At 69.6% G+C, this 14,372-nt stretch carries 11 protein-coding genes and 1 tRNA gene; 5 read left to right on the top strand and 7 right to left on the bottom strand.

Translation table 11 applies throughout. The features are described from left to right. Nucleotides 1-69 precede the first annotated feature (69 nt). From F0P95_RS08230 to F0P95_RS08210, 5 genes are all read left to right on the top strand, one after another. The gene (locus tag F0P95_RS08230) at nt 70-699 is read left to right on the top strand and encodes an RNA polymerase sigma factor (RefSeq protein WP_232528948.1); all 630 of its coding nucleotides are present in this window, start codon (nt 70-72) and stop codon (nt 697-699) included. Beyond that, the gene (locus F0P95_RS08225) at nt 674-1,666 is read left to right on the top strand and encodes a FecR family protein (RefSeq protein WP_182336474.1); all 993 of its coding nucleotides are present in this window, start codon (nt 674-676) and stop codon (nt 1,664-1,666) included. The genes F0P95_RS08230 and F0P95_RS08225 overlap by 26 nt, the downstream gene beginning before the upstream one ends. Nucleotides 1,667-1,787: 121 nt before the next feature. Continuing rightward, a complete protein-coding gene (locus F0P95_RS08220) occupies nt 1,788-5,126 on the top strand; it encodes a TonB-dependent receptor domain-containing protein (RefSeq protein WP_182336472.1) in 3,339 nt (1,112 codons plus the stop codon). Nucleotides 5,127-5,195: 69 nt separating this feature from the next. After that, nucleotides 5,196-6,806: an alkaline phosphatase D family protein gene (locus F0P95_RS08215; RefSeq protein ID WP_182336470.1), complete on the top strand. Its 1,611-nt coding sequence runs from the start codon at nt 5,196-5,198 to the stop codon at nt 6,804-6,806. A gap of 82 nt (nt 6,807-6,888) precedes the next feature. After that, the gene (locus tag F0P95_RS08210; protein WP_182336468.1) at nt 6,889-8,136 is read left to right on the top strand and encodes a ComEC/Rec2 family competence protein; all 1,248 of its coding nucleotides are present in this window, start codon (nt 6,889-6,891) and stop codon (nt 8,134-8,136) included. Nucleotides 8,137-8,256: 120 nt separating this feature from the next. On the opposite strand, the gene F0P95_RS08205 is transcribed toward F0P95_RS08210, so the two are convergent. The 7 genes from F0P95_RS08205 to acpP all read right to left on the bottom strand — a co-directional run bounded on the left by F0P95_RS08205 (nt 8,257) and on the right by acpP (nt 14,233). Next, nucleotides 8,257-8,331, bottom strand: a tRNA-Val gene (locus F0P95_RS08205). A 157-nt stretch (nt 8,332-8,488) separates the two neighbouring features. Then, complete coding sequence (locus F0P95_RS08200) at nt 8,489-8,842, bottom strand: PilZ domain-containing protein (protein ID WP_054663692.1); 354 nt, start codon at nt 8,840-8,842, stop codon at nt 8,489-8,491. Continuing rightward, nucleotides 8,839-9,798, bottom strand: a complete 960-nt coding sequence (locus F0P95_RS08195) for a DNA polymerase III subunit delta' (RefSeq protein ID WP_182336466.1) — start codon at nt 9,796-9,798, stop codon at nt 8,839-8,841. Before F0P95_RS08195 ends, F0P95_RS08200 begins: the two co-directional genes overlap by 4 nt. Further along, a complete protein-coding gene (gene mltG, locus F0P95_RS08190) occupies nt 9,795-10,856 on the bottom strand; it encodes an endolytic transglycosylase MltG (protein WP_182336464.1) in 1,062 nt (353 codons plus the stop codon). The genes F0P95_RS08195 and mltG overlap by 4 nt, the downstream gene beginning before the upstream one ends. A gap of 130 nt (nt 10,857-10,986) precedes the next feature. Then, entirely contained in the window at nt 10,987-12,330 is a 1,344-nt protein-coding gene (locus F0P95_RS08185; RefSeq protein WP_182336462.1) for an aminodeoxychorismate synthase component I, read from the bottom strand. A 163-nt stretch (nt 12,331-12,493) separates the two neighbouring features. Further along, nucleotides 12,494-13,756: a beta-ketoacyl-ACP synthase II gene (gene fabF, locus F0P95_RS08180; RefSeq protein ID WP_182336460.1), complete on the bottom strand. Its 1,263-nt coding sequence runs from the start codon at nt 13,754-13,756 to the stop codon at nt 12,494-12,496. 237 nt (nt 13,757-13,993) lie between these two features. Further along, complete coding sequence (acpP, locus tag F0P95_RS08175) at nt 13,994-14,233, bottom strand: acyl carrier protein (RefSeq protein ID WP_005415509.1); 240 nt, start codon at nt 14,231-14,233, stop codon at nt 13,994-13,996. Nucleotides 14,234-14,372: the final 139 nt, after the last annotated feature.

The following is a 14,372-nucleotide window of genomic DNA, read 5'->3' as shown; positions in this document are numbered from 1 at the left end:
GGACTGCAACCGTGGCCGCGGCATGATCCCGCCCTTGCGTGCCGGGGGGCCGGTGCCGGGGAAGATCGCGTGTCGCTTTCAATTGAAGAGACGGGGGCAACGGACGCCCTGCTCGACGACAGCGGAAGGACACGCTGGTTCGTACGCCACATCCTGCCGCACGAGCCGGCGCTGCGTGCCTGGCTCGGGCGCCGGCACGGCGCCGGCTTCGACGTGGACGACATCATCCAGGAAAGCTACGCCCTGCTGGCCGAGCGCACGCGGCTGGATGACATCCTCAATCCACGCGCCTACCTGTTCCAGGTCGCGCAGTCGCTGGTGATACGCAACCTGCGCCGCGCGCGGATCGTGCCGATCCAGGCGATGGAGGATTTCGGCCACGTCGAGTTCGCCGACGCCGCCGCGACCCCGGAAGAAAGCGCCATCGACCGCGATGAGCTGCGGCAGCTGGCGCAGGCCATCGCCGCCATGCCCGAGCAGACCCGCGAGGCGTTCGTGCTGCGCCGCGTGCACGACCTGCCGCAGCGGGAAATCGCCAGGCGCATGCGGCTGTCCGAAAGCACGGTGGAAAAGCACATCTCGCGTGGCATCCGCTGGCTGGGCGAATGGATCACCGCCAGCCTGGCCCGCACGCCCTCCCCCTCCACGCTGCACACGGAAACGAGATCGACCCATGGACGGACGCGAAAGCAGCGGTGAGATCGCACGGGCCGCCGCGGCCTGGGTGGCACGAATGGATCGGGCGCCGCTGTGCGCCGCCGACCAGGCGCGGCTGCGCCACTGGCTGGCCGCCGACATCCGCCGCCGCGGCGCGCTGGTGCGGGCGCAGGCACTGTGGCTGAAGGCCGCCGCAGCCGCCAATGCGCTGCCGCCGGCACGGCTGCCGGACCCAGCCAATGCAACCGTGCAAGCGCCGCCCCGTGCCCGCCACGGCAGCGCCCGCCGGCGCACGCTGCTGCGCTGGTCCGGTGCGGCAGCGGCCTCGCTGATGCTGGCGGTGCTGCTGTTCGTCAGCGTTCCGGTACCCACCGCCTACGCCACCGCCAAGGGCGAAATGCGCCGGGTACCGCTGGCCGACGGCTCGACGCTCACGCTCAACACCCAGAGCCGGGTGCGCATCCACCAGGACGATGGCCACCTGCGGGTACAGGTGGTGCGCGGCGAGGTGTTCTTCGAGGCCGCCGCCAATGCCACGCCGTTGCGGGTGGAGGTCGATGGCCGCCGCTTCGACGCGAACGCGGCCGCGTTCGCAGTGCGCCGGCTCGACGGCCAGCCCGCGCAGATCGTGGTGCAGAACGGCAGGCTCGATGCCGTGGATGGCAACGCGGGCGGCGCCCGCATCGGCGCCAACATGCGCCTGTCGATACCGCCCGGGCGCGGCAAGGTCGCGCCCACCCCACTGTCCGCCACCGACCTGCAGCAGGAACTGGCATGGCGCGACGGCAAGATCGCCTTCCGCGGCGAGTCGCTCGCGCACGCGGCGCGCAGCTTCTCCCGCTACAGCGACATCCGGATCGTCATCGCCGACCCGGAGCTGGCCAGCGAACCCATCACCGGCCTGTTCGCCGCCAGCAACCCGGTCGGATTCGCGCGCGCCGCGGCCGCGGTGTTCGGCGCCCATGCAAGCCAGGGCGACGGCGTGGTCGTCGTCAGCCGGCAGCACTGAACCACGCCGGCGCGGCACGCCGTCCACGCACATGAATTTTTCGTGACAGATGGAGGAAGCACCCGGTGCCGCAGCTCTATGGAGGGACCCCGTCGGGCACCCCCACACCAAGAGCAGCGAGATGATCCAACCGAAGAAGCTCCTACTGGCCAGCGCCGTGGTATTCGCACTGGCCTCCGCATCGCAGGCGATGGCGCAGCAACGCAACTTCAACGTACCGGCGCAGCCGGCAGCGCACGCGATTCCCGAGTTCGCCAGCCAGGCCGGCGTGCAGATCGTGGCGCCCGCCGGTTCGTTGCAGGATGTCAGCACGCCGGCCATCCGTGGCGAGATGGATGCCCGCGACGCGCTGCGCAAACTGCTGCAGGGCACCGGGCTCGAGATCGGCTCGGACGACGGCAGCATCATCACCCTGCGCAGGAAGCAGGCCGCCAGTGGCATGCCGGCGCAGGGCACCGGCTACATCACCGGCAGCGTGTTCGACCCGGCCACCGGTGGCTTTCTGCGCAATGCCGCGGTGCGCATCGCCACCGCCGCCGGCAGCCGCACCGTGTACTCCGGCGAGCGCGGCGAGTTCGCCCTGGCCGAGGTACCGGCCGGCGAGGTCACCATCAGCGTCAGCTACGCCGGCTTCGGCGACGCCGAGAAGACCGTGCGGCTGGACAGCGATGGCCGCCAACGGGTGGACATCGAGCTCTACAGCACGCTTGCCGGGCGTGGCGCGGACACCACCCTGGATACGCTGCAGGTGGTGGGCGCACGCGAAGGCGATGCACGCGCGATCATGGAGCAGCGCGCGTCGATAAACATCACCAACACGCTGTCGGCCGACAGCTACGGCGAGATCATCGACGGCAACCCGGGCGAATTCCTGAAGAACATGCCGGGCGTGGACTTCGACGTCACCGCCGACGACGTGCCGCGCAACATCTCGCTGCACGGCCTGCCGCAGCAGTACACCGGAGTGACCATCAACGGCGTCAAGCTGGCCGGCGTCGATGCCAACGACGGCGCCGCGGCCTCGCGCACCTTCAGCTTCGAGCAGTCGGCCCTCACCGGCGTCGATTCGATCACCGTCTACACCACCAGCGGCGCCGACATGGACGCCAACGCCCCGGCCGGCACCATCGACATCCGCACCCGCAAGGCCTTCGACGGCAAGGGCCGGCGCATCACCGTCGACGTCAACGGCGCCACCCACTCGGCGCTGTGGGACGGATACCGCAGCGGCCCGCGCGAAGGCGGCTACGACCAGAAGTTCCTGCCCGGCTTCAAGGCCAGCTACGCCGACGTATTCCTCGATGGGCGCCTCGGCGTGGCCGCGGGCATCAGCAACAGCACCAGCCTGGTCGAGCACGTGCAGACCACCGCCAACCGCAATTACCTCCCCACCGCGGCCAGCCCCGAACCTTACGCAGTCACTTCGATCGTCGGCACCAACTACGAACGCGAGTACAACCGCCGGGCCGCGTCGCTGGGCGTGGACTTCAAGGCCACCGACCAGTTGATCCTGTCGCTGATGGCGTCGGCCAGCCGCGGCGACATCGAGGCCGCGCAGCCCGCACCCACGTTCACCACCAACGCCCGCTCGCGCGGCGTGCAGGGCGACCCGGTGCTGGATTTCGTCACCCGCTCGGCCGCCACCACCACCACCCTGAGCACGGCCAGCACCTACAACTACAAGTTCGGCCACAGCCGCAACGTGATCCCCAGCTTCGAGTGGAGCACCGAGAAGTTCCGGCTGGCCGGCAACCTGTTCTACTCCAACTCCGACAGCCAGTACGACTCGACCCGCAAGGGCCAGGTGCAGAGCTTCAACCCGGTCACCTCGACCGGCAACTTCAGCGCATCGCGCAGCAGCCAGTACGCGCAGGACTGGAACATCGTCCAGACCAGCGGCCCGGACTGGAGCCTGCCGTCGAGCTATACCTTCAGCGGCCCGGCGACGGTCACCACCCGCAGCGGCAAGACCGCAGAGGCGCGCAACACCGGCGGCAGCCTGGACCTGAGCATCTACCAGGACATCGGCCGCGTGCCGGTGACCTGGAAGACCGGCCTGAAGCTGTCCACCACCCGCTACGCCTACGAGAACACCTCGGCCGCGCACAAGTGGGTCTACACCGGGCCGATGGGCAAGGCCGAACTGCTCGAGTACATCCGCAGCGACAACGCGTTCACCTTCGGCCGCGGCGGCATGACCGTCACCACCTTGAATGGCGGCAGCCTGTACATGCCCAGCCTGACCCGGCTGTACCAGATGATGCAGGCCAACCCCGAGCAGTGGACCAACACGCTGACCGCGGCGAACTGGTACGACGCCCATATCGCCAACTCGCGCCGCCTGGACGAGCAGATCGGTTCGGCCTACCTCATGGCCACGGCCGACTTCAGCCAGCACCTGAAGGGCCAGTTCGGCGTGCGCTGGGAACAGACCCGCAACACCGGCTACGAGTTCGATCCGCTCAGCGCACAGGAGCTGGCGGCCGCAGGCCATGCGGTCGATCCCGCCAGCGGCCGCGCCACCACCATCGACGGGCTGAAGTACCAGTACCTCACCCGCGACCGGATCGAACGCCGCAGCCGCTACGACGACTTTTTCCCCAGCGTCTCGCTGAAGTACTCCTTCGACAATGGCCTGGACCTGATTGCCGGCTACAACCGCGCCATCCAGCGGCCCGACGTGGGCATGATCGCCGGCGTGTGGTCGGTGGCCGAGACCGAGGACGGGACCGTGGTGACGGCGCCGAACACCAACCTGAAGCCCGAGTATTCGGACAACTTCGCGCTGCGCGCGGTGAAGTACTGGGAACCGGTCGGGCTGGTCGCGCTGAACTACTACCGCAACCGCATCCGCAACGGCATCGTCGCCCGCAACCTGTCGGCCCAGGAATTCGGCTACACCGGCGACCTGTATGCCGACGCGATCTTCAGCACGTCGGCCAACCAGTCCGACCAGGCCATCAGCGTCGATGCCTGGCAGCTGGAATTCAACCATGCCATGGACTACCTGCCCGGCGCCCTGCGCGGCCTGACCGTGCGTGGCGCGTACATGTACGCCAATCCGTCCGAGCCGCTGCCGCGGGTGGCCTCTCAGGTCGCCCAGTTCGGCGTGGGCTGGAAGCACGGCCGCGTGCGGCTGAGCCTGAACAGCGTCTATTCCAACGAGAAAGACCGCGGCCAGACCGGCAACATCACCACGCCGGGCGGGACCATCACCCAATCGCAGCCGTTCATTCCCTATGCCGAAGTCAACCTGTCGGGCAGCTACACCGTCATCCGCAAGACCCGCGACAACGTCATGGGGCTGGAGGCGTATTTCTCGGTGAACAACCTGCTCAGGCGCCACCGCGGCACCTGGTATCCGAACGATGAGATCTGGCCCGGCACCGCCGGGCATCACAGCCAGATCGACATCTACAGCGGCCAGAAGGCATCGATCGGCATCCGCGCCCGCTTCTGAGCAGGCCGTCCACATCCATCCGGCGCGCGCACCGCAGGGTGCGCCGCCTCCTGCATATCGAGGATGACCATGCGCACGTTTCCCGAACTGAGCCGCCGCAGGTTCCTGCTCGGTGCCAGCTCGCTGGCCCTGTTCGCCGGGCTTGCCCCGGCACGCGACGTGCACGCCGCGCCGAAGCTCGACGGCTACCCCTTCACCCTCGGCGTCGCCTCGGGCGACCCGTGGCCCGATGGTTTCGTCATCTGGACCCGGCTCGCGCCCAGGCCGCTGCACGAGCACGGCGGCATGCCGATGGTCGCGGTACCGGTGAAGTGGCAGGTGGCCGAGGACGCGCACTTCGCGCGCGTCGTACAGAGCGGCGAGTACCTGGCGCGGCCCGAGCTCGGCCACAGCGTGCACGTGGAAGTGGCCGGGCTGCAGCCCGCGCGGCCGTACTGGTACCGCTTCATGATCGACGGCAGCGATGCCAGCACGACCGGCACCGCGCGCACCGCGCCGCGCGCCGGCGATGTCCCGGAACGCCTGCGCATCGCCGTGGCCGGTTGCCAGGCCTACTTCCATGGCTGGTTCGATGCCTACCGCCATCTCAGCGGGGAGCACGACCTCGACGCGCTGTTCCATTACGGCGACTACATCTACGAAGGCAGCGAGGCGGCATCGCGCAAGGCCGGGTACGCGATCCACGACGCGGCCGGCAACCCGGTCGAGCGCCTGCACCATGGCGACGAGCTGTACACGCTGGACGACTACCGGCGCCGCTACGCGCAGTACAAGAGCGACGCCGACCTGCAGGCCGCGCATGCCGCCGTCGCCTTCATCTGCTCGTTCGACGACCACGAAGTGGACAACGACTGGAACGGCATCTGGGACCAGGACCGCACCCCGCCGGAACTGTTCGCACTGCGCAGGCTGCACGCGATGCAGGCCTGGTACGAGAACTCGCCGGTGCGCCGCGCCCAGCTGCCGCGCGCGGACGGCGGCACCCGCTATTTCCGGCGCCTGGATTACGGCAACCTGCTGCGCATGCACGTGCTGGACACGCGCAGCCACCGCGGCAACCAGATCTGCCCCAACCCCAGGGCGCTGGCCAAATGCCGCTTCGAGCAGGGCCAGGACTCGAGCATCCTCGGCGCGGAACAGGAAGCCTGGCTGCATGCAGGCCTGGGCGGCGGCAGCCGCTGGAACCTCATCGCGCAGCAGGTATGGGTGATGCCGCTGCAGGGGCGCGACCCCGACGGCCGCCTGCACGGCGCGTATGAGGACAAGTGGGATGGCTTCCCGGATTCGCGGCGACGCCTGGTCCAGGGCATCCACGACCGCAGGCTCGGCAACGTGGTCATCGCCACCGGCGATGCGCACATGAATGCCGTGGCCGAAGTGCCGCTGCGCGACGACGAACGCGACGGCCCCGCGGTGGCGACCGAGTTCCTCGCCACCTCGATCTCGTCCAATGGCGACGGCGCGGTCGATTCGCCGAGCGTGCGCCGCTTCGGCCAGGCCGACAACCCGTTCCTGAAGCTGATCGACAACCTGCGCGGTTACCACCTCCACGAGATCAGCGCCACGCAATGGCGCACCGACATCAAGGTGATGGACCAGGTACAGCGCAAGGGAGGACGGCTTTCCACCCGGGCCAGCTTCATCGTCGAACCGCACGTGCCCAGGCTGCACCGCGCATGACGCCCGCCCCGGCACTTCCACGTCCACTTCCGCATCGGCATTTCCGCGGCTGCCCGTCGGCCGCGCTCCAGCACACACGCCCATGAACACACGCATCCTGTTGCTTGCCTTGCCGGCGCTGGCCGCCAGCGCCTTCGCACGGCCGCCGGAAATCGGCCAGCCGCTGCCGCCGTGGCGCGACGGCGAACTGGACATCCACCACATCAACACCGGACGCGGCGACGCCCTGTTCTTCATCCTTCCCGATGGCACCACCCTGCTGGAAGACGCCAGCGGCAAGACCCTGGAGGCTGCGCCGTTCTCGTTGCCGAGCCGCCCCGATGCCTCGCGCCCGCCGGGGGAATGGGTCGCGCGCTACGTCCAGCGGGTGATGCCGCCCGGCCACGGCGGCATCGACTACGCACTGCTCTCGCATTTCCATGGCGACCACATGGGCGCGATCACTGCCGACTCCCCGCTCGCCGCCAACGGCGCCTACCGGCTCAGCGGCATCACCCAGGTCGCCGAATCCGTGCCGATCGCCACGATCCTGGACCGCGGCTGGCCGCATTACGATTTCCCCGCGCCGATCCGCAACGCGACGCTCGACAACTACCGTCGGTTCCTCGACTGGCAGATCCGACACCGCGGCCTGAAGGTCGAGCGCTTCGCACCGGGCCGCAACGACCAGATCGCCCTGCTGCATGCGGCCGGCAACTACCCGGGCTTCGAGATCCGCAACCTGTACGGCAACGGCCAGGTCTGGACCGGCCAGGGCAACGGCACGCGCGAGCTGTTCCCGCCGCTGCACACCCTGGGCAAGGACCAGCAGCCGATCGAGAACATCCTCAGCAATGCCTTCGTCATCCGTTATGGCAGGTTCGATTACTTCAGCGGCGGCGACCTCAGCGACGAGCGCGTCGCCCTGCCCGATGGCGACGGCGCCTGGCAACAGGTGGAACGGCCGGTGGCCGAAGCCGCCGGCCCGGTCGATGCGATGAAGGCCAACCACCACGGCAGTTGGGATGCCAACAGCGCCGCGTTCCTGGCGGCGCTGCGCCCGCGCGTGATCGTGGTGACCGCGCGCGCCGAAGGCCACCCGGCGGTGAACACCTGGCACCGGCTCACCTCGAAGGCGCTGTGGCCCGGCGAGCGCGACATCTTCGTCACCCACGTATCCGAGGCCACCGCGCGCACCACCTACGGCATCGAGCGGCAGGCGCGCAGCACCCAGGGCCACGTGGTGATCCGCACCGCCCCGGGCGGCGACAGCTACCGCGTGTTCGTGCTCGATGACGGCGACGAGCGGATGCGGGTCAAGGCGGTGTTCGGCCCCTACGCCGCGCAGTGAGCGCAACCGGGCGCATCGCGCAACCCGCGGCACGTCCCGGACGGCGGGCGATCCAGACCGCAGGCGGCAAAACGCAAAAGACCGGCCTGGGGCCGGTCTTCATGCGTTGCAACAATGTCTTGGTGGGCGGTGCAGGGTTCGAACCTGCGACCCTTGCCGTGTGAAGGCAATGCTCTACCGCTGAGCTAACCGCCCGTGTTGCGAGCCGCTCATTATAGGGGGAATCGCGAAGACGTCAACGGATCGATGCAACTTTTTTGCGGGCCCGGCCCGGCACCGCGACGGGCCCGCCAAGGGGCCCGCCTGCGCGCGCATCCTGCGCCCTTTGGGGAGCCAGCGGCGCCCACGCCGCCTACATGGTGTGGGTCGGCTTGTCCGAACCGGCGGTGCCGGCCAGCAGGGTCTCGATGCGGCCGCGGATGGCCTCGCCATCGGCACCGTCGGCCAACTGCACGCCGATCCCGGCCTGGCGGTTGCCCTGCGCGCCCAGCGGCGTGACCCAGACCACCTTGCCGGCCACCGGCAGGCGCTCGCTGGAATCGGGCAGGGTCAGCAGCACGAACACTTCGTCGCCCACGAAATAGCGCTTGGGCGTGGGCACGAACACGCCGCCGTTCTTCACGAACGGCATGTAGGCGCTGTACAGCGCGGCCTTGTCCTTGACCGCCAGGGAAAGAATGCCCTGGCGCGCGTTCGTCGCACTCATCGATTGTTTCCTTTGGATGGCGGCGGGTTGGCCGCGGCCCAGCCCAGCAGCAGCTCCACCATCGCCAGATCGGCGCGCACCGTGGTGCGCAGCAGGTCGCGGGTGCGGTTGGCGGCATCGAACCAGGCGGCCAGCTTGTGCAATCGGCCCGGATCGGTCAAGCCGTCCGTGGCCCGGCGCAGGGCCAGGTCGGCGGCATGCCGCAGGCGCAGGTCGGCATGCTCGTCGCCGCTCCAGCGCTGGGCCAGCTCCACCGCGCCGACGCGCCCGCCGGCGAGCTTGTCCAGTTCCTCGGCCACCTGCCGGCGCAGCGCCATGCCCTCGCCCTGCAGCCAGCGGTCGGCCAGGCCGGGATGGCCGCGCGCGGCGTCGAGCGCTTCACGCGCGGCGCCTTCGGCATGTCCCTGGCGCTGCAGCCAGGCCAGCGCCTCCTCGCGCGGCGGCAGCCGGAACTCCAGCCGCTGGCAACGGCTGCGGATGGTCTGCGGCAATCGCGCGGGGTCGGCGCTGACCAGCCACAGGTAGCGGCCCGGCGCGGGTTCCTCCAGGGTCTTGAGCAGCGCGTTGCAGGCGGCACGGTTGATCGCATCGGCCGGGTCGACGATCACCACCTGGGCCGCACCGTACTGCGGCGTCAGCGCCAGCTTCTGCGAGATCTCGCGCACCTGCTCGATCACGATCTCGGTACGCAGCTTGTCGCCGGTCTTGTTGGGGATGAAGGACACCACCTGCAGGTCCGGGTGGGTGCCGGCGGCGATCAGTTGCGCGTTGCGCGTGCGCCCGGCCGCATCCATGCCGGTATCCAGCACGTGGCGGGCCAGCGCCATCGCCACCGCGCGCTTGCCCATGCCGGCCGGCCCGCACAGCAGCAGGCCATGGCCGAGGCGGCCGGCATCCAGCGCCGCCACGGTCTGGTCATGGGCGCGCTGCTGCCAGGGGGCGAAAACGTCGCTCACTGCTGCGCCTCCGACGCGCGGTTGCCGCGCAGTTGGCGCAGGTAGCGCGCCACGGCCGCGTTGTGTTCGGCGTAGGTCGCCGAGAACACGTGCGCACCGCTGCCATCGCCGACCGCCACGAAGTACAGCGCGTCGCCCGGTGCCGGGCGCGCGGCCGCGGCCAGCGCATCCTTGCCGGGCATGGCGATGGGCGTGGGCGGCAGGCCGCCACGGGTATAGGTGTTGTACGGCGTGTCGGTGGTCAGGTGGACCTTGCGGATGTTGCCGTCGTAGGCGCTGCCGATGCCGTAGATCACGGTCGGGTCGGTCTGCAGGCGCATGCCCATTTTCAGGCGGCGCGCGAACACCCCGGCGATCTGCGGCCGCTCGGCGGCCAGGCCGGTTTCCTTCTCCACGATCGAGGCCAGGATCAAAAGTTCGTAGGGCGAAGCCAGCGGCAGGTCGTCGCTGCGCGCGGCCCAGGCCGCGGCCAGTTCCTTTTCCATCGCAGCATGGGCGCGCCCGAGCACGTCCAGGTCGCTGTCGCCGCGCTGGTAGACATAGGTCTCCGGCAGGAAACGGCCTTCCGGGTGCTGGTCGGGGAAACCCAGGCGGCGCATCAGCTCGGCATCGTCCAGCGCATCGGTTTCGTGCAGCAGCGGCTCGGCGCGCCGCAGTGCGGCGCGCAGCTGGCGGATGTTCCAGCCCTCGACGATGGTCACGCGGTGCTGCAGCACCTTGCCCTGGCGCATGCGCAGCAGCAGTTCGCGCGGGGTGAGCGCGTCATCCAGCGCGTACTCGCCCACCTTGAGCTTGCCGGCGGCGTCGAGCTGGCGTGCCAGCAGTTGCCACTGGTAATCGCGGCCTTCGCCGATGCCGGCCTGGCGCAGCTTGCCGAGCACGGCATTGAGCCCGTCGCCACGGGCGACCACCACGCTGTCCTGGCTTGGCGTGAGCCGCACCTCGGCGAACTGCACCTGCCGGTAGTAGAACCAGCCGCCGATGCCGACAACGATGCCGGCCAGCGTCAGCAGCAGCATCAGCACCGTCAGCAGACAGCCGCGTTTGCCAAGCCCCATGGATTACCTCGAAGTCCGATCCTGCCGCGCAGGATACCGCGCGCCGCGTCGCGGCCGCCAAGCAATCGCCCGGCGCGGCTGCCGGCGTTGATGGCCCGGCGGGCTGCCCGCCATGGCGACGGCCGCGGCGCTACAGCGCGCGCAGCAGGCCGCGCGCCTTGGCGCGGGTCTCGTCCAGTTCGCGCGACGGGTCGGAGTCGACCACGATGCCGGCGCCGGTGCGGAAGGACACGGTATCGCCCTGCACCTCGGCGGTGCGGATCAGGATGTTCAGGTCCATGTCGCCATCGCGGTTGAGCCAGCCGAACGCCCCGGTGTAGGCGCCCCGCGCGGTCCGCTCCAGCTCGGCGATGATCTCCATGCAGCGCACCTTGGGGCAGCCGGTGATGGTGCCGCCGGGGAAGGTCGCGGCGATCACCTGCCCCGGGGTCACCTCCGGGCGCAGCCGCGCGCGCACGTTGCTGACGATGTGGTGCACGTGGGCGTAGCTTTCGACCGTCATCAGTTCGTCCACCTCGACGCTGCCCGGCGCCGCGATCCGGCCCAGGTCGTTGCGCTCCAGGTCGATCAGCATCACGTGCTCGGCGCGCTCCTTGGGGTGGCCGACCAGTTCGCGGATGCGCGCGGCATCGTCGTCGCCGTCGAAGCGCGGGCGGGTGCCGGCGATCGGCCGGGTCTGCACCACGTCGCCCTCGACCGACACCAGCCGCTCCGGCGAGGAACTGACCACCGCGCGCCCGGCCGCATCGAACAGCCCGGCGAATGGCGCCGGATTGGCCTGGCGCAGGCGTGCGTACAGCGCCGCCGGCGCCAGCGGCCGCGCGAAGCGCGCCTGCCAGCGGCGCGAGAGATTGACCTGGAACACATCGCCGGCATGCAGGTAGTCGATCACCCGGCGGACACCGTCGATGAACTGCGCGTCGGCGTCCTCGTCCAGCGCCAGCGGCGGCTGCCAGGCCGGCAGGTCCGGTAGTTGCCGCGCCGCGTGCAGGTCCTGCCGCAGCTGCTCGAACACGGCGTCGCGGCCGTCCTCGGCCAGCGCCATGCAGCGCCCGCTGTCGCGGTCGCGCAGCACCGCCGCCGGGCAGCGCAGGGCCAGCGCCGGGGGCAGTCCGTCGGTGCGCTGCGGCAGGCGCAGCACCGGCTCGACCTGCCCGGCCAGTTCGTAATCGAGCAGCAGCGCCCAGCCACCGCGGAACGGTACGCCCGCGGCAGCCGGGTCGCGCGCGGCGCGCAGCGCCTGCCAGTCGCGGTCCAGTGCGTCCAGGAAGCCGCCTTCGACCGGCGTACCGTCTTCGCGCCGCACCGTGCCATCGGCATCAAGCCGCAGTTGGCCGCCATCGGCGACCAGCAGCAGGTCCCAGCGCCCCTGGCGGCCGGCGGCGGTGGATTCGAGCAGCAGCGGGTAGCGCTGCGGGGCGAGCCGATGCAGCGCCAGCAGGTCGGTGTCGGCGTGCAGGGGGAAAAGATGCATCGGTGGCCCGGAGATCAGGAGGGCGGTGCCTTCCGCCGACGGGAGAAGATTCCCTGCGGGGCGGGTGCGGGAACCGCTGAGCCGGTGCGGGTGGACGCGGCCATGACCCCGTGCGCCCGCGTGCCGCCCCCTCTCCCGGCGGGGAGAGGGTACAGCCGCTGGATCAGACGCGCTTGAACACCAGCGTGCCGTTGGTGCCGCCGAAGCCGAAGCCGTTGGACATCACCACGTCGACCCTGGCCTGGCGCGCGACGTTGGGCACGTAGTCCAGGTCGCAGCCTTCGCCCGGCTGCTCCAGGTTGATGGTCGGCGGGATCACGTTGTCGCGCAGCGCCAGCACCGAGAAGATGGCTTCCACGCCGCCGGCGGCGCCGAGCAGGTGGCCGGTCATCGACTTGGTGGAGCTGACCATCATCCGGTAGGCGTGGTCGCCGAAGGCGGTCTTCATCGCCATGGTCTCGCCCACGTCGCCCAGCGGCGTCGAGGTGCCGTGCGCGTTGAGGTAACCGACCTGCTCCGGGGTGACGCCGGCGTCCTTCATCGCCGCGACCATGCAGCGCGCGGCGCCTTCGCCGTTCTCGCTCGGTGCGGTCATGTGGTACGCGTCGGAGCTGGCGCCGAAACCGGCCAGCTCGCAGTAGATCTTTGCGCCGCGCGCCTTGGCGTGCTCGTATTCCTCGAGGATCAGGATGCCGGCGCCGTCGCCCAGCACGAAGCCGTCGCGGTCCTTGTCCCACGGCCGCGAGGCGCGGGTCGGGTCGTCGTTGCGGGTGGACATGGCCTTCATCGCGCAGAAGCCGCCCACGGCGGTCGGCGAGGAGCCGCGCTCGGCGCCGCCGACCACCATCACGTCCGCGTCGCCGTACTGGATCATGCGCATGGCGGTGCCGATGGAATGATTGGACGTGGCGCAGGCCGAAACCGCCGAGAACGACGGCCCCTTCAGGCCGGCGATGATGCTCAGCTGCCCCGGCAGCATGTTGATGATGGTCTTGGGCACGTAGAAGGGCGAGATCTTCTTGCCCTCGTGGAACTCGATGGTCTGTTCCTCGATGCCCAGCAGGCCGCCGATGCCGGCGCCGACGATGGCACCGACCCGCTCGGCGTTGGCTTCGGTGATCTCCAGGCCCGAATCGTGCAGGGCCATGAACGAGGCGCCGAGGCCGTAATGGATGAACGGGTCCATCTTCTTGGCATCCTTGCCGCTGACCCGGTATTTGCCGAACTGTTCGTTGTCGGCGGTGATGTCGAAATCCTTGACCTCACCTGCGATCTTGGTGGTGAAGCGTTCCAGGTAGGCGTCGGCGATATGGGTCAGCGGACCGATGCCGGAACGGCCTTCGATGATGCCCTGCCAGCTGCTGGCCAGATCATTGCCCAGGGGCGAGACCATGCCCAGGCCGGTAACGACGACGCGACGCTTCATTGCGGTTTCTCCTGACCCGGTGCTCGATGCGGGTATGACGCGGGGGACGCGGATGCACATGGCCGTTCACGGCCGGATTCCAGATTGCGTGGGCGCGCCGCTGGCGCGGCGTCCACGCCCACCGGACGGGCCGCTGCGCGGCCGGCGCCCGAATGGGATGGGGCCGCTGTCGCGGCCCCATGGGCTTGCCGTGCGCGGCATGCGGACGTGCCGCCGCCGCGCATCAGCCGCCGGTCATCAGGCCTTGACGTGGGCCTTGATGTAATCGATGGCGGCCTGCACGGTGCTGATCTTCTCGGCTTCTTCGTCCGGGATCTCGCACTCGAACTCTTCTTCCAGCGCCATCACCAGTTCGACGGTGTCCAGCGAGTCAGCGCCCAGGTCATCGACGAACGATGCGCTGTTGGTGACTTCCTCTTCCTTGACGCCAAGCTGTTCGACGACGATTTTCTTGACGCGTTCTTCGATGGTGCTCATTGGATATCGCTCCAGATGGAGTAGTGGTTCAAAAGGCGCCATCGGAAGCGATGGCCGTGGGATAGTGTAGTGGAAAGCGCCGGAGCCTTGCATTCTGGCAAAATGCCCCGGCGATCAACCACTTGGGCGCGGTCCCTGC

The organism is Stenotrophomonas acidaminiphila, from assembly GCF_014109845.1.
Lineage (GTDB): Bacteria > Pseudomonadota > Gammaproteobacteria > Xanthomonadales > Xanthomonadaceae > Stenotrophomonas > Stenotrophomonas acidaminiphila.
Note: the sequence above shows the minus strand (reverse complement) of the source record. Positions and strands in the feature narration are given on the sequence as shown.

Coding starts and splice junctions, on each gene's coding strand:
- F0P95_RS08185 (WP_182336462.1), bottom strand. CDS start 12,330: ATGCATCTTTTCCCCCTGCACGCCGACACCGACCTGCTGGCGCTGCAT.
- F0P95_RS08215 (WP_182336470.1), top strand. CDS start 5,196: ATGCGCACGTTTCCCGAACTGAGCCGCCGCAGGTTCCTGCTCGGTGCC.
- F0P95_RS08200 (WP_054663692.1), bottom strand. CDS start 8,842: ATGAGTGCGACGAACGCGCGCCAGGGCATTCTTTCCCTGGCGGTCAAG.
- acpP (WP_005415509.1), bottom strand. CDS start 14,233: ATGAGCACCATCGAAGAACGCGTCAAGAAAATCGTCGTCGAACAGCTT.
- mltG (WP_182336464.1), bottom strand. CDS start 10,856: ATGGGGCTTGGCAAACGCGGCTGTCTGCTGACGGTGCTGATGCTGCTG.
- F0P95_RS08210 (WP_182336468.1), top strand. CDS start 6,889: ATGAACACACGCATCCTGTTGCTTGCCTTGCCGGCGCTGGCCGCCAGC.
- F0P95_RS08220 (WP_182336472.1), top strand. CDS start 1,788: ATGATCCAACCGAAGAAGCTCCTACTGGCCAGCGCCGTGGTATTCGCA.
- F0P95_RS08225 (WP_182336474.1), top strand. CDS start 674: ATGGACGGACGCGAAAGCAGCGGTGAGATCGCACGGGCCGCCGCGGCC.
- fabF (WP_182336460.1), bottom strand. CDS start 13,756: ATGAAGCGTCGCGTCGTCGTTACCGGCCTGGGCATGGTCTCGCCCCTG.